This is a genomic window from Robiginitalea sp. SC105 (assembly GCF_014243345.1).
In the GTDB taxonomy this organism is placed as follows: domain Bacteria; phylum Bacteroidota; class Bacteroidia; order Flavobacteriales; family Flavobacteriaceae; genus Robiginitalea.
Window position 1 is genome coordinate 45,488 of sequence record NZ_JACLZF010000001.1, and the last position, 20,011, is coordinate 65,498.

The following is a 20,011-nucleotide window of genomic DNA, read 5'->3' on the forward strand; positions in this document are numbered from 1 at the left end:
TAAAATTAATTATAGGACAATACTACACTTTCTTTCTGGATTGTCAGAAAATTCGGGGTGAATGCATCCGCTTTATACCGGATAAAGCCAATTCGAAACTTTTCGGCGCTGGCCCGGCCAGGTTTAGGAGTCGTACCCAAAGCGACGGAGCTGGCGGGAGTCGTTCCTCCAGTTTTTGTTGACCTTCACAAAGAGTTCGAGGAATACCTTTTTGTCGAAAAACGTCTCGAGGTCCTTGCGGGCCGCGGTACCCACCCGTTTCAGCGCACTGCCCTTATGCCCGATCAGGATGCCCTTCTGGGTGTCTCGTTCCACCATGATGACCGCGCCAATGCGGATGATCTCCTCGGTTTCTTCAAAAGTTTCCGTTTCGATCTCCACCGCATAGGGGATTTCCTTCTTGTAATTGAGCAGGATCTTTTCGCGGATGATCTCGTTAACGAAAAACCGTTCCGGCCGGTCGGTGAGCTGGTCCTTGGGAAAATAGGGCGGTGCTTCCGGCAACAGTTCCAGGATCCGGTCCAGGACCTCCCGCACGCCGAATTGTTCCAGGGCCGAGATTGGTATTACCTCGGCATTGGGGAACTGTTCCTTCCAGAAGGCCACCTGGGCCTCCAGGGCTTCCTGGGCAGAGGTATCTATTTTGTTGATCAGCAACAGAACCGGGATCCTGCTGTTGCGGATCTTGTCGGCAAACGCCTCGTCCTTCAGCCCCTTCTCCCCTATTTCGACCATGTAGAGCAGGATATCCGCATCCACCAGGGACAACCGTACCGCATCCATCATCGATTCCTGCAGGCCATAGGCGGGTTTGATGATCCCAGGGGTATCCGAGAAGACGATCTGGAAGGACTCCCCGTTGACGATGCCCAGGATGCGGTGCCGGGTGGTCTGTGCCTTCGAAGTGATAATGGAGAGCCGTTCCCCCACCAGGGCGTTCATGAGGGTGGACTTGCCCACGTTGGGGTTCCCGATGATGTTCACGAAGCCTGCTTTATGCTTTTCCATGGCGAAGTTCTTTAAAGTAAATTTTGGCTGCTGCATTCACCTTTGGCGCCAGCCACAGGACGGCAATCATGTTTGGGATGACCATCAGGGCATAGGACAGGTCGATCAGGTTCTTGACAAGCTCCAGGGAGGCCACCGCCGCAAAAACAATCATGATCACAAAGTACCAGTTGTAATACTTCCCGATCCGCGCCGTGGTCAGGAAGGAAAGGCTTTTGACCCCATAGTAGGAATAGGTGAAGAGCGTGGAAAGGGCAAAAGCCGTGACGATGAGCATCAGGAGTTCGTCCCCGTAGCCGAAAAGAGTGGTCCGGAAGGCATTCAGGGTCATCACAATGCCGCTCCCGTCCTCCAGATAGGCCCCGCTGAGGATGATGACCACCGCAGTGAAGGTACACACCAGGATGGTGTCGATAAACGGGCCAAGCATGGCCACGAGCCCTTCCTTGATCGGCTGGTCGTTCCGGCTCTGCCCGTGGTACATGGGTGCACTCCCCAGACCGGCCTCATTGGAAAACATGGCCCTGCGGATCCCGATGATCACCAACCCCCAGAAACCCCCGGTTACAGCCGTCTTAAAGTTCCACGCCTCCCGAAGGATCATTTTCAGGGAGGGCCAGACGAGTTCCGAATTCAGCACCATCACTACGATCACCGCCACGAGGTAGAGCAATACCATAAACGGCACAATGGCAGATGCCACTTTGGCAATCTTGGTCAGACCCCCGAAGATGACAAAGGAGGTAATGAGCGCCAGCACCAGGCCGATGAGCAGTTTCCAGTTGAATTCGGAGGTGGCCCAGATGGTCTCCGTGGGCTCGACCACGCTCATAAAGGTTTCCGTAAACTGGTTGGCGGTGAATACCCCGAGGAAACCGAACAGGCCGCATATGCAGAAAAACACGGCCAGCGGTCGGGCTTTGGGACCCATCCCCCGGGTAATATAGAACATGGGGCCTCCCTGCAATTTCCCGTCCGAATCCGTACCCCGGTACATGATGGCAAGGCTGCAGGAATAGTATTTGATGCACATCCCGATCAGGGCGGTCATCCAGATCCAGAACACCACCCCCGGGCCGCCATCGTGGATGGCGATGGCCACCCCCGAGATATTGCCCAGACCCACCGTGGCGGCAACCGCCGCCGACAGCGCCTGGAAGGAACTCACTTCCCCCTGGGCGTTTTTATCGTCGTATTTGCCGGCCGTGATGGCCAGGGCATGCCGAAAGTACCGGTAAGGCGCGAAGCCCGAGTAGAAAACCAGGAAAAGGCCGCCCCCGATAAGCAGCAGGAACATGGGCCACTCCGTGTAGGGTATCAGGGCCGATAAGAAATCGTTGATTGCTTCCATTTACAGTACCTGAATCGCCGAAGTTAGGGATTTTCAGAAAAGGAGCTCCTGAGCAACGCAATAATTCCCTGAGCCAATTCCTTGACAAAACCAATAAAGCTTCGTATATTTGCCGTCCACATCGCGGGGTAGAGCAGTAGGTAGCTCGTCGGGCTCATAACCCGAAGGTCGCTGGTTCGAGTCCAGTCCCCGCTACAAGGAAAGCCATCAACGGAAGTTGGTGGCTTTTTTCATTGGAATCAGGCGGAGCTTGCTCCAGCCTGAGGACGAGGAAAAAAGCCAACGTCCCGCGCCAGCGGGGCAGGTGGCTTTCCTTGTAAAGCCACCCCAGAGGCCGCTTTCGAGCGAAGCGAGAAAGCAATCCAGTCCCACGGAGGGGTCCGGATTTCGAGCGAAGCGAGGAAGCAATCCAGTCCGATGAAGGGGCATAGAAGCTATGAGAAAAAAAGCAACTGGGCACAACGAGGGCACGCATCTTTCAACAAAAGTTGGTACCTTGAGAACAAAGATACCATCATGGGAATATTCTGGGACCTGTTGCAACAGGACGAGCTGGACAAGCAGGAAAAAAAGGCCAAAAGCCTTGAGGAACGCATCGATCTACTGGAGAAGGACCTGGCAGCTACGCGCGGTCTCCTCAAAAAAACACTGGTGGCCCTGGAGAAGCACCTCGCCACCGATATCGACGGGGACGGGAAAACCGGCTAATGCCCGAAACATTTTAAAATCCTCCCTGGACACCATAAACATCATAACGCTGATTGCCATCATCCTTTTTGCAAGGCTGGGCATCCGCTTGCTGATGCGTTACCGCAAAAAAGGGGATAAAAAAAAGAAAGAAGATCTATGATCCCGGAGTTATAGGTCTTCCTTTTTTTTTCCGGCCGGGACCCTGGCAAGGGAACCCTGTCCCGCGAGGGAATCCTTTTCCCCGACAATGGGCCCCTCGGCATCGTGATCTGGAAAAGGAAGATTCTCAGGATCGATGCCTGTATGGAGGGTTACCTCCGGCCGCTGCTGCCGAAAGATGTCCAGGGCGCGGCCCGAAAACTGAGTGCCGTACAAATAGACATGCCGCAAGCCGCCCATACCCATCAGGATAGGCAGGCTGGCATCCCCCAAACCGGTTTCGTAAATTTTTAAAACCTCTAGTTTTAACAGGTTGGCAAGCGGTCTGAATGTGCTGTCGGCCACTGGCGTCCGGTCGATCTCCAGCCATTCCATGTTCGGGCAATTCCCGACCCATTCCAGTTCGGTCCGCCCAATGGGCAGGCCGCTCAGGTCGAGTTCCACGATATTGCCCGATAATGCCCTCAGGGAGGTGACTGTAGTCGAATCGTAGGTCGGAGGAAGGTAGATATTAACGCTCAGCGCCTCGGAGTTCCCGGAGATCCGGCGGATAGTGGTGTAATCGTTGCCCAGGTTTTCAATCGTCGAGTCGGCGACCTTCGGGAGCCCGGCCCACTTATCCTCCCGTTTCGGTTCCCGGAGCTCCTTCAGCAGGCCCAGCAGCGGCTCCTGTATGGGCAGATCGTTCATGCGAAGCGTGTCCGGGGCCCCCAGGGCGACCCATCTTTCGATCATCCGTATCTGGGATTTGTCCAGCGGCCGTTCGCCCTGAGGGGGCATGTGCGCCTCGTCAGCCAACGGTAGGTGCAGGCGCCGGATGATTTCGCTCCGTTCCATATCCCCTGGGACAATCACCGGGCCGTTTTCACCCCCTGTGCGCAGCCCATCGAGGGAAGTCAGCAACAGTTCGCCTTTTTGCTTGCTGGGGTTGTGGCATTTCACGCAGTGATCATCCAGGATTACCTGGACCACATCCTGATAGATCAAGGGGTTTTCGGGAAGTTCCCGCTTGGCCTTTTCCCCCGGAAAAGCCAGAAAATCCTCCCCGTGCGTGGTCATCCCCCCGTAGTGGCCCGCGGCCAGGATCAGGGCCAAAAGAATGACCTGGATGCCCCATTGGAGATACGTACGCTGCTGCATTTCCCGCCGAAAGCCATACCAAAACGCGGCCCCCAGGGCTACTCCGGCCCCGAGGTACTGGTGCCACCAGAGCAGGGAACCTTTGACCACGACATCCCGGGCAAGGAAAAAACCGGTGATGGCCGTTAACAGGGCGGAAACCACGGCGATTTCAAACAGCAGGACCGGGAAGTTCCGGCGGGTAAAACCCAGGAAGATCACACCTAGCAGGAGGACGATCGGGAAATGGACCAGGACGGGGTGCCACCGGCCAATCCATACAACCCATTCGGGGACGACCAGGTAGGATTCGAACAACAGGCAGAAACCAAGGAAGACCGAAAGGCCCAACACAAGGTATCCCGTAATTTGACGTCTATTCGTTTGGGGCATGGCTCAGGCTAAAAGATCATCGATGACATTTCCCGCCACGTCGGTCAGGCGGAACCTCCGCCCCTGGTATTTGTAGGTCAGCTTTTCGTGATCCAGCCCCATCGCGTACATGAGCGTCGCGTGAAAATCATTGATATGTACCGGGTTCTCCTCGATGTTATAACCGAATTCGTCGGTCCTCCCGTAGGTGATCCCCGGTTTGACCCCCCCACCGGCCATCCAGATGCTGAATGCCCGGGGATGGTGGTCCCGCCCGTAATTTTTGGGGTCAAAGTTCCCCTGGCAATAGTTGGTCCGCCCAAATTCTCCACCCCAGATCACCAGGGTATCTTCGAGGAGTCCCCGTTGTTTCAGGTCGATGATGAGTGCGGCCGAAGCCTGGTCCACATCCCGGGCCTGGCCTGCCATCTCGTCCGGCAGGTTCCCATGCTGATCCCATCCCTGGTGATAGAGCTGGATAAATCGGACCCCATTTTCAGCGAGCCTTCTGGCCTGTAGGGCGTTTGCCGCATAGGTGCCGGGCACCTGGCAATCCTCTCCATACAATTTGACGATATGCTCAGGCTCCTTGGTAACGTCCATCACTTCGGGCACGGACATCTGCATCCGGTACGCCATCTCATACTGGGCGATCCGGGATTCGATTTCGTCATCCCCCGTAGCGTTCTGGTGGAGTTCATTCAGGGTCGCCACGTGGTCGAGCATATGCCGCTTGTCCGACCGCGATACCCCATCCGGGTTATTGAGGTACAGGACGGGGTTATGGCCCGAACGCAGGAGTACCCCCTGGTGTTTCGAATCCAGGAAACCGCTCGACCACAGCTTGGAATACAGGCCCTGGCTGTTCCCTTTGCCGCGGGACGTAAGCACGACGAATGAAGGTAGGTTCTTGTTCTCGTTACCCAGGCCGTAACTCATCCAGGACCCCATGCTAGGGCGGCCTGAAATCTGGCTGCCTGTCTGGAAAAAGGTGATCGCCGGGTCGTGGTTGATCGCTTCGGTATGCATACTTTTTACGAAGCACAAATCGTCCACGATCTTTGAAAGGTACGGGAAATAGTCGCTCACCCAGGCACCGCTCTCCCCGTACTGTTTGAATCCAACAGCTGCGGGCATGAGTGGGAACCGTTCCTGTTCGGAGGTCATTCCCGTAAGGCGCTGTCCCTGGCGGACCGACTCGGGAAGATCCTCGCCCATCCGTTGGAGCAGGGTAGGTTTGTAATCAAAGGTCTCCAATTGGGAAGGTGCTCCGGCCTGGAACAGATAAATGATGCGTTTCGCCCTGGGGGCAAAATGCGGTAAACCCGGTGCAGGGGACACCTGGGTGGGTCCGCTCCGGGTAAACAAGTCGGGGATCAGCAGGGATCCCAGGGCCAGGGACCCGATGCCGACACTCAGTTGGGAAAAGAAGTGCCGCCGGTTTACTTTGAGCGGATGCTCGGATAGGGGATTGTCATTCATCATTATTCCCGGGTTATGGTTTCTGCTAGATTATAGATGACCTGGGCCGTCAGCATCAATGCCGCCGTCCGGGCCCGGTCCGTGTCCTTTAGCTGGTAAGACCCGACCTGCAGCAACGGGTCGGCATCCTCAGGGCGTGTCGCATACCGTTGGTACATGTCCCGGTAAAACCGGCCGAGCGCCTCGCGTTCCCCCTGGCTGGGGTGCCGCATAAGAATCGTCCGGAAAACCTCCGGCACCCAGGTTCCTTCGGCCTGCCCACTCCCTATAATGCGCTGTGCAAGGACCCGGGATGCCTCCAGAACCTGGATATCGTTTTGCAAGGCGAGTGCCTGAAGCGGGGTATTCGTTTGCTGACGGCGGACTTCGGAAAAGTCACGGGTCGGGGCATCGAAGATGGTCATATTCGGGGGCGGCAAGGTCCGTTTCCAAAACGTATAGAGCGAGCGCCGATAGAGCTTTTCCCCGGAATCGGCCTCGTATTTCGTCAGGATGCCACGGTTCCCTCCGGCGTTGGTTTCCTCCCACAGCCCGGGTGGCTGGTAAGGTTTAACGCTCGGCCCGCCAATGTCCCGGTTCAGCAAGCCACTGGTGGCCAATATGTAGTCCCGGATCATTTCCCCGCTCAGGCGAAAGCGCCCGGCCCGCCCCAGGAGGAGGTTCTCCGGGTCCGCCTGCCTCAATTCCGGGGTAAGCCGGGATTGTTGCTGATACGTTGCCGACAGCATGATTTTCTTCAGCAGGTAGCGGATATCCCATCCGTTCTCCACAAAGTCCGCTGCAAGCCAATCCAGGAGCTCCGGATGGGTGGGCAAACTACCCTGTACCCCGAAATCCTCCGGCGTTCGCACCAATCCCTGCCCAAAGAGCAGTGCCCAAATCCGGTTGACAAACACCCGGGCAGTCAGAGGGTTTGCCGGGTCTGTCGTCCAACGGGCCAGTCCGAGCCGGTTCTTTGGCAGGGAATCCGGGAAAGGCAGGATTTCCTCCGGGGTACCCGGGAACACCGCGTCGCCCGGCTCGTCGTAGTTTCCGCGGTTTAGCACATAGGTCTGGCGGGGCATGGAGTCATTCATAACCATTACGTTCACGGATTCCGTATCCTCCATATTGACAATGGACAGCAATTTTTCCGTTTCTTCCCGGGTGATCGTGATAAAGGGGGGATCGGCGAAAAAATGGTTTTGGGCCGCCTGTACCGCATCCATCTGCAACCCCTTTTCATCCACGTTGTTGAAAAAGGCATAAACCTGGTAATACTCTTTCTGGGAGATCGCATCGTACTTGTGGTCGTGGCATTTGGCACATTCCAGAGTGACGCCCAATACCGCCTTGCCAAAGGTGTTGGTCCGGTCCACCACGTAGGCCGATTGATACTCCTCCTGAATAACGCCCCCTTCCTGGGTGATCGGGTGGTTCCTGTTGAAGCCTGTCGCCAGTACCTGCTCCCTGTTTGCACCGGGGAGCAGGTCCCCTGCCAGTTGCCATTTCAGAAATTCGTCATAGGGCATATTCTCATTGAAGGCATGGATGACCCAATCCCGCCAGGGCCACATGGACCGGTAACTGTCGTCCTGATAGCCATGGGAATCTGCGTAGCGCGCTATATCGAGCCAGTTCTGGGTCATCCGTTCCCCATAAGCAGGTAATTTCATGAGGGAGTCGATGTAGTCGGAAATCCCAACCCGCTCCGCCGGGATATCGGCAAACTTCAGGATATCCGGGGACGGCGGCAATCCGTTAAGGTCCAGACTGATGCGCCGGTACAAGGTAGGTAAATCCGCCCGTGGCGAAGGTTGCAGCCCGTTTTCCTCCAGTTTCCGCAGGACGAAAACATCAATTTCATTTTGTATGAATGCCGTATCGGTCACCGTTGGCAAGGGAGCTTTTTCCGGCGGCATGAAGGCCCAGTGCCGCTCGAATTCCGCCCCCTGTTCAATCCATTTTTCCAACAACTTCTTTTCGCGCCAGGTGAGGCTCAATTTGGAATCAGGAGGCGGCATCACCTGGTTTTCATCCCGGGAATGAATCCGCACATGGAGCAGGCTGCGCGCGGGTTTTCCCGGAACAATGGCAAACTTTCCAGGGTTTTCGGGCAATTCCCCAAGCGCCTCTTCCTCCATATCCAACCGCAAACCCGCTTTGCGCTTGTTGGCATCCGGCCCGTGGCAGGTATAGCAGTTATCGGAAAGGATCGGTTTGATGTGGAAATTGTAATCCACCACTTCGGGCAGCGGGGCCTGGACCAGATCGCTTTGGGGTGCCTCCCGTTTTACCTTGAGGTACCCAACCATCAGGATTCCCAGGCCGGCTAAAATGGTTGCAATGCCAATTCGCTGCTTCATGGACGAAATCTGGTAAACACTGGATAACCACCAGCGATTCAGGCACCCGGGCAGACCCCGGGAGCACTATTCTTCGGCTTTCCGGCACGCCGGGGATTTCGAAGAACTCTTAAAATTAGTATAATTTTATTTCTGTTTAAGGGATCGGACCCCTTATCTTAGGATCTGGCTCCCTGGGCATTTCATCCATGGACCCCTACCAAACTGCAAATGAAAACAACCCAACCATCGCGCCGGTCCTTTCTCAAAAACGCAGGGTGGATCGGCGCGGGTGCCTTCTTGGTGCCAAAAACCTTTTATCCCATGAAAGCCACATCATCCAACCCGGATTACCGAAAGCAACCGACCGACACTATCATCGGACACGGGGATTTCCGTTACAGGCTCCACAAGGATTGGGGCACGCAGGACCTGCGGAATTTCCCGGTAAGGAATTGCCACGAAATGGTGCAGGACCAGCAGGGACGTTTGCTATTGCTGACGAATCACCCGGGGAACAATATGCTTATCTACGACCGTTCCGGCAAGGTCCTCGACACGTGGACCCTCAACCTGACGGGCGCTCACGGCCTGACCCTGTCCGAGGAGGGCGGGGAGGAGTTCCTCTATATCACCTCCACGGACGAACACCGCGTAATCAAGACGGATCTTTCGGGCCGGGTGTTGAAGGAATTCCCCTTTCCACAGGAAACCGGTCGCTACGATGCCATCGACAAATACCTGCCCACGGAGACCACCGTCGGGCCCAATGGGGATATCTATATCGCCGATGGATATGGTGAAAACCTGATCCTTCAATACACGCAAAAAGGGGAACTGGTTCGCTTTTGGGGTGGAAAAGGCGATACCGAAGACACCTTTGACTGTTGCCACGGGGTTACCCTGGATACGAGGGACCCAACGAACCCGACCCTGCTGGTCACCTCCCGTTCCAAACAGGAATTCAAGCGTTTTTCCCTGGAGGGCAACCACCTGGAAACTATCTCCCTTCCCGGTTGTTGGATCTGCCGGCCGGTGATCCATGGCGACCAGCTCTATTTTGCCGTGATCGTAACCCGCACCTGGGGTACCTACGACGGATGCCTGATCGTGCTGGACCGGGATAACCGCGTCATTTCCTGTCCGGGCGGCACTGCCCCGGAATATGCCAGCGGCTCCTTGATTCCCCCGACATACGACGATTACAGTTTCCTCAATCCCCACGACGTCTGCGTGGACCAGGACGAAAACCTCTATGTTCCCCAATGGGCTTCGGGCAGGACCTATCCCGTTATGCTGGAACGAATAAATTGATTTACCGGCCATACCTGGCCGGGCAAATTCAGTTCAGTGGCCCCCTGAGTGTGGACTAAAAAACATTCGTTATGACACCTTTTTTTCGCAACCTACGGAAAACAATGCTCGGCCAGCGCCGGATATGGGGCTACCTGGGATACGCCCTCGGGGAAATCCTACTGGTAGTCATCGGTATTCTGCTGGCCCTGCAAATCGACGACTGGCGAGAGGAACGCGAACTTCGCGAAAAAGAAAAGGTATACCTGCAGGAGATCCGGAACAACCTGGATGAGGATCGGGAGAACCTGGAAGCCACCCTGGGATTTAACTCCCGGAAGGATTCCGTAATCACGGCAACCATAGAAGGGATCTTCGCTTCCGGGTCCGAGACAGAGGCCATGCAGCAGATAGTTGCCAATATGCCCGTACTGGCCGAATTCAGCATCTTTACACAAAACCGGGTGGCATTCGACAACATGCTTTCGGCCGAGAGCATCGACCTGATCACGGACGACAGCCTTCGACTGAAGCTGTCGTCCTATTACTCCGTGCAAACGCTCACTTACGGGACCCAGGACCGGGTCAAGGAACTCACCCGCGATTTTGTGGATTACATCACCCCGATGTTATTGAACCGGGAAACAATAAGCGGGTTTTTTGGAAGGGAGAATAATCTCGAATCCGCAGAATCGTTGAATTTCAGCAAGAACCGTTACATCTTCGGGCATTTGTTCGGCACGCGACAGAATCTCGACTCCCACTCCCTGTTCCTCGAGGGGTACCTGCTCCAGGTCGACGACCTTATAACCCACATAGACCAATACCTACTCGTGGCTGCCAAAAAGGGATAGCCAGGCATCCCGTTTCAGGTAGGGGGCAAATGCCGGGTTTGCCTCAAGGGTCCCCGTGTTTGAAAACCCCAGGGAAAGGGCCTGCCGGAGCGCCTGAAACATGGCCTCATCCTGCCTTAACCGGGCATGGTCCTCGGCCATCCGGATAAACGCATAAGCCCTTTCCGGGAATGCTTGGGTAAGCAAGCGGCTCAACACAAGGGATTGCTCGTATTGGCCCGCTGCCCGGTAGGCATTGGCCTTTTCAATGCCAAAGGCCATTACATACCCTTCCACCCGGGCTTGCATAGCACGAGTCTCTGCGTTTTCCGGATTTCCACCTGTCTCGTATTTCCTCCGGAATCGCTTCCAGGCCGCTTTCCATTTTGAAAGGGCACCATTCGATTCCCTATCCTGAAGCGCCTTGTCGGCCAGTTGCCAAAACCCGGAGGTCCATTCCTCCTCCTCAGCGAAAAGTTGTTCCTGCCCTGCTGCGGCATCCCGGTAGGCAACCGATTCACGCATGGCCTGCATCTTCAGCCGAAGCGTATCCAGGGCGTAAACCTCCTGGTACCCTTCATAGATGGTTGTGTATTCCCTGAGCGCCGCAAGGGGTAGTCCGTCCGCCTCGTAGTTCCGGGCCGCGGCCAGGGCCCTGTGGAACCCCGCTTCCATCCGGCTGGGGGACAGGACAATCCTCCCCTGATTGTGGGCCGTGAGCGTGAGCCAGTCCATCGCCCGCAGGAGCTCCGGGGGCGGTGGCCACCGGTGGGGGCCATCAAAGGTGATCAGTTTGTTGCGGATGGATAGTTTATCGAGCCAGTCGCGTGTATGGTGCATCTCCGGGTAATTCATATCCTGCCTGCCGACAATGCCCGCGTACAGAAAATCCGCCCCCGGTCCGGGCAGGTAATTTGACGACGTATCAAACCCGGCCCCGCAGCCGATGACACCGGCCATCTGCCCGGTCAGCACGGCTATGGAAGCTGCCAGGCGGGACCCCCCGCTGAAGCCTGACAGGTAGATCCGCCTTTCATCGATGGGGTAGCTCCCGAAAATCTCGGAAAACAGCCGGTTGGCAATTTCAAAGTTCTGCTCGTAGGGGCCGTTCCGGCAATTGTTGGACCCGACCAGCAGCATCCCGTGTTCCTCTGCTACCGTCCGGAACGCATCCACGGCCAGGGCGCCCCGGGCCGCCGGGTCAAAAAGGATCAGGATCGGGAGCGGCTGGGTTGGATCTGCAGATCCGGCCAGGTAAGCGGCATAACTTTCACCGGCTGCGGATGGGACGGGGATGGAATCCACCAACGTCCCGACGGAAAGGGGCATGGCCGTTCCTGCACCTGTTTCCTGCGAAAAAACCGGTGAGCCTACTCCCAGGAAGCAAAAAAGGATGATGCAACCTGCCCGGCAATTTGGTATCGTCCTCATCCCCTGTCCTTAAGCATATCCGGCCCTTTGACCATGGTGGCCTGATGGCTACGGACCGCGTTTCGGATTTGTTGGAGGATTTGCGGGTGCGACTGGTTCAGGTTGTACTGTTCCGACGGATCCGTTTGCAGGTTAAAAAGCAAAGGCGGGTCGTGTTCCTGCTTATCCGGGCTATATCCGGACTGCGTTTTAAAATGGGCCTTGAAATCCCCCAGGCGTACCGCGTACAGTTCGTCCCCCCGATAATAGAACATTTCTTTCCGGTTCCCGGGTTCCCCCTCGAACAACACGGGTCCCAGGTCGATCCCATCCATGGCCCGGTCCTCCGGGACAGGAACTCCCGCCAGGTGGCTGAAGGTGGTAAACAGGTCCATAGCAGTCCCCATGTCGGACACCACACCCGGGGCAATCTGCCCGGGGCCCCAGAAGATACAGGGCTCCCGCATGCCGCCCTCCCAGGTGGACCCTTTTCCGCCCCGGAGCAGCCCGGCACTACCCCCCTCTTCATCCATGATCAGCCAGGGGCCGTTATCGGAGGTGAATACAACCAGGGTACGGGATTCCAGCCCCAGTTCTACCAGGCGGTCCAGGATGCGCCCGACGTTAAAATCGATTTCTTCCACCACGTCCCCGTAAAGCCCGCGCTCGCTGCGGCCTTCAAAATCTCCGGAGGCAAACAGGGGGACATGGGGGAGGTTATAGGCCAGGTAGAGGAAGAAAGGGTTCTCCCTGTTGGTTTCGATGAATTTGATGGACTCGTCCGTATAGCGCCGGGTTATGGTGTGCTGGTCCGCAGGTCGTTCCACAATGCGGGTATCCCGCAGCAGCGGCACATGGAAGGTGTTGACGTCCCTGGCCGCTTCCGTTTCCCAGAAAGCCATATATCCCCCGACGGCTTCAAAATCGGTGATATTGTCCATATCGTTGCTGTAGGGTATCCCGAAATAGGAATCGAACCCATGGTGGGTGGGCAGGAACGGCTCCCGGTGCCCCAAATGCCATTTCCCCACGCAGGCGGCGGCATATCCTGCCTTTTTCAGCTGCTCCGCAAGGGTCACCTCGCTGGCGGGCAGGCCATTTCTGGAATCGGGAAAGAGCACCCGGTGTACCGGGCTCGCCATCCCGTTTCGAACCGGCAGCCTGCCGGTCAGCAAAGCGGCCCGGCTGGGCGTACAGACGCTGGCCCCCACATAGAAATTGGTCCATTTTTGCCCCTCGGCAGCCATCTGGTCCAGGCGGGGTGTGCGGATGGTTGGGTGACCATAGGTGCCCAGGTCGCCATACCCCAGGTCGTCTGCAAAGAGGATGATGATGTTCGGCTTTTCAGGCCTGGCAGGGGTCTGGGCAATTCCGGGGCATACCAACACGAGGAAGAGGACGGACCATGCAAATACCCGCAGGTGTCCGCCCTTCGTTTCCTGCAAATCTGGATATCCGGGAAGGCACCCCATCACGGTTTATTTGAACAACATGGGCGCGAATTCCGAAAGGTAGATGCGCCAGTTGGACCAGGTATGCCCTCCCGGGCTTTCCCGGTAGGTATAGTCAAAGTCCAGGGCATCGAGCTGTTCCCGCATCGTAACCACGCTTTCATACAGAAAATCATCCTTGCCGCAGGCGATCCAGTACAGGTCCGGGTCGGCCGCCCCGAGGGCCTTAATCTGCGCTTCGCGCTTGGAATGGTCGATGTTAATGCCAAAACGGCTCAGGTCGGCGAAACCCATGCTCATCACACCGATATAGTCGAACATCCCGGGGTTTTCAAAGGAGGTATTCATGGTTTGCAAACCCCCCATGCTCAGGCCGGTAAGCGCCCTGTTTTCCTTCCCGGTCGCGACCTGGTAGTGGGCTTCAATATACGGGATCACATCGTTGACCAGGCTTTTTTCGAACAGCATGTTGGCCATGCCGCCCGCCCCCTGGGATTCCGTATCCAGTTTCGGGCTTACGGTAAAGGCAGCCGCCTGGTCCGGGTTGCCATTGGTCATCACCACCAGCATGGGTTTTGCCTTCCCGGCGTTGATCAGGTTGTCAATGATGTTGGGTGCCGCGCCCAGGGTGGGCCATGCCTCTTCATCCCCGCCCCCGCCGTGCAACAGGTAGAGGACGGGATAGTTTGCATTGCTTTCCGCATAACCGGGGGGCGTATAGACGAACATGCGCCGGGTCAGTCCCAGGGTGGGCGATTCGTACCACACCTCGTGGACGGAACCCTTGGGGCCTTTTTTGGCCCAGTAGAGGTCAGAGGCTTCCCCGGGGACATAAAGGACGCTGGCCGTGCTAAAGCGGCCGTCCCGCACGATATGCTTGTTGGCCGGATCCAGTGTCCGGACCCCATCCACCATAAAGGCATAGGCATAGAGCTCCGGGTCCATGGCAGGGACCGTGGCAGCCCAGACCCCGTCCCCACCTTTTTCCAGGGATACCATCTGCTGGGCGAAACCTCCCTGCCCATCCGGGGCAACGGGCATCCAGTTGCCCGTGAGTTTGACCTCAGCAGCATCCGGAGCTTTGATCCGGAAGGTCACGGAATTATCTGCTGCAAGTTCGGGGGATACCACAGGTGTCTGTTGGGCGAGTTCCTGTGCCTGCATGCCTGGGGCAACAAGGAGCAGCATGGTCAAAAAGCCGGCGAACCGCATTTTTCGTAAGGCCCGTTCCACCGGGATGACAATCCCCAGGCCAGTAAAAGTTATATGTCTCATAATTATCAGGAGGTTTAGCTAAGGAAGATACGCAATCCCGAGGGCAGTCGCAACAGGGTTTTTGAAGCTGATCGGCCTTTAGCGCAAAGAAGTGGCCTGCAGGGTGCCGCTTCTCCTGTAATTTTCCGAACTCATTCACAGTCTTTTACCCCTTTTGACTATCTTGACAAAGGGGAACCCTGCAACGGACCCGTAAGATTTTTTAATCCTCTTTTGTCCATGAAACCAGACCTCAATTTTATCCGATCCCAGTTCCCGGCTTTCGAGCAGCCCCACCTGAAAGGATGGGCCTTCTTTGAAAATGCCGGGGGATCCTACCCCTGCCGGCAGGTCATCGACCGGCTCACGAAATTTTATACCCGGAACAAGGTACAGCCCTATTATCCCTACCCCGCTTCCACTCAGGCGGGGGAAGCCATGGATGAAGCCTACCGCCGGGTGGCAGCCTACCTGAATGCCGACCCGTCTGAAATCCATTTCGGGCCTTCCACCACCCAGAACGTTTATGTGTTGGCCAACGCCATGCGCCCCATGTGGCAGGAAGGGGATGAAATCATCGTTTCCTGCCAGGACCACGAGGCAAACGCCGGGGCCTGGCGCCGGCTCGGGGAACGGGGCTTGAAAATCACCGAATGGCACGTGGAACCGGATACGGGCATGCTGGATACTGCGGTACTCCGGGGCCTGATGTCCGAACGTACCCGCCTGGTGGCCTACCCCCACTGCTCCAATGTCATCGGGCAGATCAACCCCGTAAGAGAAATATCCCAGATGGCCCGGTCGATCGGGGCCCTGACCGCAGTGGACGGGGTCGGCTGGGCGCCCCATGAAATCCCGGATGTACAGGAGCTCGGGGCGGATATCTATATGTTTTCCTCCTACAAGACCTACGGCCCGCATCTGGGCGTCATGTATGTGAGGGGCAGCCTGATCGGCAAGATGGAAAACCAATCGCATTTCTTCAAAGAGGGGATCACCCGCAACATGCTGACCCCGGCCGGACCGGACCACGCGCAGATTGCCGCTGCGGCCGGCATGGCCGATTACTTTGATGCAGTGTATGCCCACCATTTCGACGAGGAAGCCTCCGCTGCCGCGAAAGGCCGGACCCTGAACCAGCTGTTCCGGACCCATGAAAAAGATCTCCTGCAGCCCCTGCTCGAATTCCTCAGGGAACGGGAGGATGTGCGGATCGTGGGACCGGCCTCCGGCACGGACCGGGCGCCCATCGTTTCCATCCTGCCGCTCAATAAGACCATCGACCAGGTGTACGATACGCTCACCCGGCACCGGCTGATGACCGGCAAAGGGAATTTCTATGCCTACCGCCCGCTGATGGATATGGACATCCCGAGGGACCCGGGGGTCATCCGGCTCTCCTTTGTGCATTACACGAGTCCGGAGGAGATCCGGCAACTCATCGAGGGGTTACGGGAGGGACTGGAGCGATCCTGAAAGCCTGATAGAGTCCTGCAAAACCCAGATCGCATCCTGGATTATTTACCCGTATGCAAACAAACACTAGCAACCTAAAACCAACCCATTATGAAACGATTTTTTCTGACTGCCTGCCTGTCCATCCTGCTATCCGCTGCCCTGACGGCGCAGGAAGGCCAGCCCCAGCATCTGCTGGACGGCACTTCCATGGATTATTACTACCAGAACGGCAGTGCAGTACACGCCACATTTGAAGCCGGGCAATTCCAATTCGAGTGGTTCCTCGGACCCAATGCGGGGGCAACCGGCAGCTGCGCCTATAATTCCCGTAAAATCGGGGAGAAACGCTATCTGGTGGGGTTTTCGTTTGATCCCTCAAAGGCCTATGTTACAATTGCGTTCAACTTTAACGAGAACGTATTTGCAACCTCGGGCTGGCTCGGTGCCGGCACGGAAGAAGAACTCTTCCTGTTCGAAGCCGGGGTCATTGAAAAATTGAAGCTGAAGGAAAACTGATTCGCCTAAAACCCACCAACCCAATGTTCCGATTCTTCCGTACGCTCCGTTACCGCTTCCTTGCCCAGAACCGGGTAACCCGCTACCTGTTGTATGCCCTCGGGGAGATCGTGCTGGTGGTCATCGGGATCCTGCTGGCGCTTCAAATCAACAGCTGGAGCCAGGACCGGCAAAACAGGGTGGAGGAACAGAAATATCTGCTTCGCCTGAAACAGGACTTTGAAACGGATTTAAAATCGATTCAGGATGTTCGCCGAAATTACGAGAGACGGCTCATTTTAGCCCTTGAAGTACTCGATTCACTGGGCCCCAACAATGGCGGGGTCATCCGGGACTGGTCTTTTTTTGAAGAAGTCGTCAAAAATATTGCAGAATCGGGAGGGGTGGTCAGGAATAACATGGGAGCAGACCTGTTCCGAATACTTGTGACGAATCGATTGGCCCCGGCTAAAATTACGTTTGATGAATTGCTGAGTACAGGTAAGATTTCCCTGATCCGGGATGATTCCCTGCGCATACAACTCCAATACCATTATCCCAGGCTGGAAAACACCCTGGCTTTCCAGGAAGCCATTATTTTTGATGTCCAGCGGACGTACCGCCAGGCCATGTTTGCCAATCAGATCAGCACCCTGAACCAGAAAGTTTTCCGGGAAATCGCACCAACCATGACGGACCGGGGGCAGTTGATCATTGCCATCGAGAACTACCTCAGGATATCCGCCGAATTCCTCAGGGCTATTTTTTACAATCCGGACTCCCACTACAATAACACCCTGAAAATGTTGGAACGCGTGGAACTCCAAATTAAAGGCCCAAAATGAAAAAATTTACATCCCTCCAGTTCTTACTGGTAATCTCAATGACCTTCGGACAAACCGATTATGAAAAAGCAGCGGAAACCGTTCAGAAAAATACGGTTAAAAGCCATCTCTATTTCCTCTCCGACGACCTGCTCCTGGGCCGGGAAACGGGGACCCGCGGAAACCGGATAGCGGCCGCCTATCTGGCGGACCAGCTGATGCGTTTCGGGGTGGAACCCAACCCTGTATCCGGGGATTACTACCAGGATTTCGAACTACACCGCCGAAGTGCCCCGGACCGCCTGGAACTCGGCCTGGATGGCAGTGGTCCTTTGCGGACGGTAGCCCTTTATACGTACAGTATTGTCGCCGACACACGCACCGTATTTTTGAATTACGGGGAACCCGCCGATTATTCCGGCCAGGAAGTGGCAGGAAAAATAGTCCTGGTCCGGGGTGGCACGCCCGGGGGTAACGGACTTAACGAAACCTATCAGGCAACCCGCCGCAAACGCGAAGCGGCCATGGAACACGGGGCCCTGGGGCTCGTTGAACTGGTTTCCTTCGATGACGCTACCTGGGACCGGGTCGAGCGCGGACTATCGAGCCGAACCGGACTTCCAACCGAAGAACCGCCCTTTATCCACCTCTGGGTACAGGACCCGGGAAGCCTGTCGCTTCCGCAAATCGGGGCGGAGATACCCATCACATTGGATTCCGACGACCCGGAATTGCAAGTCATCCAAACCCGCAATGTGGTTGGGATGCTACCGGGTACCGATCCGATCCTGGATGACGAATACATCATCTATTCGGCCCACTACGACCATATCGGCACCGGTAAACCGGATGCCTCCGGCGACTCTATCTATAACGGCGCCCGGGACAACGGAATCGGGACCACTGCCGTCCTGTCCATAGCCGAAAACCTGGGCAAATACCCAACGCGCCGACCGGCGCTGTTTGTTTTCTTCACGGCCGAAGAACTGGGATTGCTTGGAAGCCGATATTATGTGGAGCACCCCGTGATCCCGCTTGAGAAAACCGTCTACTGCTTCAATACGGATGGTGGCGGTTATAACGATACCACGCTGGCGACCATCATCGGGCTGAACCGCACCACGGCCAAAAAGCATATCCTCGAGGGCGCCCGCGGTTTTGGCCTGAAACCCGTTGATGACCCGGTACCGGAACAGGGCCTGTTTGACCGCAGCGACAATGTCAGTTTTGCCAGGGCCGGGATTCCGGCACCCACTTACTCCACGGGCTTCAATTCTTTCGATGAGGAGTACCTGAAGTATTACCACCAGTTGGCGGACGAGGCCGGGTCCCTTGACTACGACTACCTGCTGAAATTTTTCCGGGGTTACGTCCTTACCGGACGGCTGATTGCCAACGACCCGGAAACCCCGTTCTGGGTACCGGGAGACGTCTATGAACCGGCTGGCAAAGCCCTGTACCAAATGACCGAAGCGAAAAACTGAACTGAAAGACTGAACCCAATTTCCCGCTGATGTTCCGATTCTTCCGCTCCCTCCGCCAACGCCTGCTCACCAAAAACCAGTTCAGCCGGGATCAGCAGCCGTTTATAATGGCGACGGACTATAGAGCAACGGAAAAAACTGCCCTTCCATTTTCTGCCCCTTTTTGATGGGCGGAACGCCGGTGAGCAGTTCCTCATCCGAATTGGAGCGGGTACCGTCGGCAAACACGTTGAGAACGAAGGCACGCCGCGGCCGGTCGGAGCGGTTTTCGTAGGAACCGTGCACCATCTTGGGATGGTGGAAGGTGCCATACCCCGCAGGCATTTCCATTGCCACGCGGTTTTCATACTGCGCCTGCTGCTGTTCGTCCAGCAACTCCCGCAGGCTGTCCATGCTGCCGGCCAACTCGATCTTCTCCAGCAGGTCCCACCGGTGGCTCCCGGGTATGTATTGCAGACAGCCGTTATCCCTGGTGGCATCATCCAGCCCCACCCAGCAGGTCAGGTGTTGGAGGGGGGTGGTACGCGTCCAGTAGCTGTAGTCCTGGTGCCAGGCCACCACGCCCCCGTGTTGGGCGGGTTTGCAGAACAACTGGTCGTGCCAGAACCGGACAGGCCGGGCGCCGAGCAACTGGGATGCCGCGACGACAAACCGGGGGTTCCAGAGCACGTCGTGAAACCCGGGGGTGATCCGCCAGTGCCCGAGGGAATGGAAGAGCACCTTTTCCGGGTCGGGGGATTCGTTGGAGTGGAATTCGTAAAACAGGTGGTGGCCGGGATGGTCAGGGTCCATGAGGGCGTCCAGTTCGGCCCGGAGCACCTCCACCTGCCGGTCGTCAAGGAGCTTGATATGGCCCAGGTAGCCGTGCTCCTCAAAAAATCCCAGCTGATCTTCCGAAAGCCGGTAGCGTTCCCAGGCGTCCCCTGAGGGCATCCCCGGAAAAAGGTCGCCTACCAGCCTGTGTATTTCGGACAGATCGGTTGTATGCACGTTTTTCATGATAT

Annotated in this window: 16 protein-coding genes and 1 tRNA gene; 8 read left to right on the plus strand and 9 right to left on the minus strand. The window is 56.5% G+C overall.

Annotated elements, in window-relative coordinates:
• Positions 1-123: 123 nt before the first annotated feature.
• Both era and H7F20_RS00195 read right to left on the minus strand, forming a co-directional pair.
• Positions 124-1,008 carry a GTPase Era gene (gene era / locus H7F20_RS00190; protein WP_185784136.1) on the minus strand — a complete coding sequence of 295 codons (885 nt, stop codon included), beginning with the start codon at positions 1,006-1,008 and terminating at the stop codon, positions 124-126.
• Positions 995-2,359: a sodium:alanine symporter family protein gene (locus H7F20_RS00195; RefSeq protein WP_185784137.1), complete on the minus strand. Its 1,365-nt coding sequence runs from the start codon at positions 2,357-2,359 to the stop codon at positions 995-997. The genes era and H7F20_RS00195 overlap by 14 nt, the downstream gene beginning before the upstream one ends.
• A gap of 122 nt (positions 2,360-2,481) precedes the next feature.
• Between H7F20_RS00195 and H7F20_RS00200 the strand changes: the two genes are divergently transcribed.
• Both H7F20_RS00200 and H7F20_RS00205 read left to right on the plus strand, forming a co-directional pair.
• Positions 2,482-2,554: transfer RNA gene (locus tag H7F20_RS00200), tRNA-Met, on the plus strand.
• 321 nt (positions 2,555-2,875) lie between these two features.
• On the plus strand, positions 2,876-3,067 hold the full coding sequence (locus tag H7F20_RS00205) for a hypothetical protein (RefSeq protein ID WP_185784138.1): 192 nt from the start codon (positions 2,876-2,878) through the stop codon (positions 3,065-3,067).
• Between the two features lie 150 nt (positions 3,068-3,217).
• On the opposite strand, the gene H7F20_RS00210 is transcribed toward H7F20_RS00205, so the two are convergent.
• From H7F20_RS00210 to H7F20_RS00220, 3 genes are read right to left on the minus strand one after another with little or no spacing between them, the layout of a single operon-like run.
• The gene (locus H7F20_RS00210) at positions 3,218-4,681 is read right to left on the minus strand and encodes a c-type cytochrome domain-containing protein (protein ID WP_185784139.1); all 1,464 of its coding nucleotides are present in this window, start codon (positions 4,679-4,681) and stop codon (positions 3,218-3,220) included.
• A 42-nt stretch (positions 4,682-4,723) separates the two neighbouring features.
• On the minus strand, positions 4,724-6,184 hold the full coding sequence (locus H7F20_RS00215; protein WP_255443929.1) for a DUF1501 domain-containing protein: 1,461 nt from the start codon (positions 6,182-6,184) through the stop codon (positions 4,724-4,726).
• Positions 6,184-8,526: a PSD1 and planctomycete cytochrome C domain-containing protein gene (locus tag H7F20_RS00220; RefSeq protein WP_185784140.1), complete on the minus strand. Its 2,343-nt coding sequence runs from the start codon at positions 8,524-8,526 to the stop codon at positions 6,184-6,186. The genes H7F20_RS00215 and H7F20_RS00220 overlap by 1 nt, the downstream gene beginning before the upstream one ends.
• A gap of 303 nt (positions 8,527-8,829) precedes the next feature.
• Between H7F20_RS00220 and H7F20_RS00225 the strand changes: the two genes are divergently transcribed.
• Together H7F20_RS00225 and H7F20_RS00230 are read left to right on the plus strand one after the other, a co-directional pair.
• On the plus strand, positions 8,830-9,819 hold the full coding sequence (locus H7F20_RS00225) for a 6-bladed beta-propeller (RefSeq protein WP_255443930.1): 990 nt from the start codon (positions 8,830-8,832) through the stop codon (positions 9,817-9,819).
• Between the two features lie 71 nt (positions 9,820-9,890).
• Positions 9,891-10,652, plus strand: a complete 762-nt coding sequence (locus H7F20_RS00230) for a DUF6090 family protein (RefSeq protein WP_185784142.1) — start codon at positions 9,891-9,893, stop codon at positions 10,650-10,652.
• On the opposite strand, the gene H7F20_RS00235 is transcribed toward H7F20_RS00230, so the two are convergent.
• The 3 genes from H7F20_RS00235 to H7F20_RS00245 form a co-directional block, all read right to left on the minus strand.
• The gene (locus H7F20_RS00235; protein ID WP_185784143.1) at positions 10,626-11,960 is read right to left on the minus strand and encodes a hypothetical protein; all 1,335 of its coding nucleotides are present in this window, start codon (positions 11,958-11,960) and stop codon (positions 10,626-10,628) included. The genes H7F20_RS00230 and H7F20_RS00235 overlap by 27 nt on opposite strands.
• A gap of 98 nt (positions 11,961-12,058) precedes the next feature.
• Complete coding sequence (locus H7F20_RS00240) at positions 12,059-13,486, minus strand: sulfatase (RefSeq protein ID WP_255443932.1); 1,428 nt, start codon at positions 13,484-13,486, stop codon at positions 12,059-12,061.
• 33 nt (positions 13,487-13,519) lie between these two features.
• Complete coding sequence (locus H7F20_RS00245; RefSeq protein WP_255443933.1) at positions 13,520-14,767, minus strand: esterase; 1,248 nt, start codon at positions 14,765-14,767, stop codon at positions 13,520-13,522.
• Between the two features lie 219 nt (positions 14,768-14,986).
• Between H7F20_RS00245 and H7F20_RS00250 the strand changes: the two genes are divergently transcribed.
• From H7F20_RS00250 to H7F20_RS00265, 4 genes are all read left to right on the plus strand, one after another.
• Positions 14,987-16,222: an aminotransferase class V-fold PLP-dependent enzyme gene (locus H7F20_RS00250; RefSeq protein ID WP_185784145.1), complete on the plus strand. Its 1,236-nt coding sequence runs from the start codon at positions 14,987-14,989 to the stop codon at positions 16,220-16,222.
• A gap of 90 nt (positions 16,223-16,312) precedes the next feature.
• A complete protein-coding gene (locus H7F20_RS00255; RefSeq protein WP_185784146.1) occupies positions 16,313-16,720 on the plus strand; it encodes a hypothetical protein in 408 nt (135 codons plus the stop codon).
• Between the two features lie 23 nt (positions 16,721-16,743).
• Positions 16,744-17,544 carry a DUF6090 family protein gene (locus H7F20_RS00260; RefSeq protein ID WP_185784147.1) on the plus strand — a complete coding sequence of 267 codons (801 nt, stop codon included), beginning with the start codon at positions 16,744-16,746 and terminating at the stop codon, positions 17,542-17,544.
• A complete protein-coding gene (locus H7F20_RS00265) occupies positions 17,541-19,007 on the plus strand; it encodes a M28 family peptidase (protein WP_185784148.1) in 1,467 nt (488 codons plus the stop codon). Before H7F20_RS00260 ends, H7F20_RS00265 begins: the two co-directional genes overlap by 4 nt.
• A 102-nt stretch (positions 19,008-19,109) precedes the next feature.
• Here the strand turns inward: H7F20_RS00265 and H7F20_RS00270 are convergent, their stop codons facing one another.
• A complete protein-coding gene (locus H7F20_RS00270) occupies positions 19,110-20,006 on the minus strand; it encodes a phytanoyl-CoA dioxygenase family protein (RefSeq protein WP_185784149.1) in 897 nt (298 codons plus the stop codon).
• Positions 20,007-20,011 lie beyond the last annotated feature (5 nt).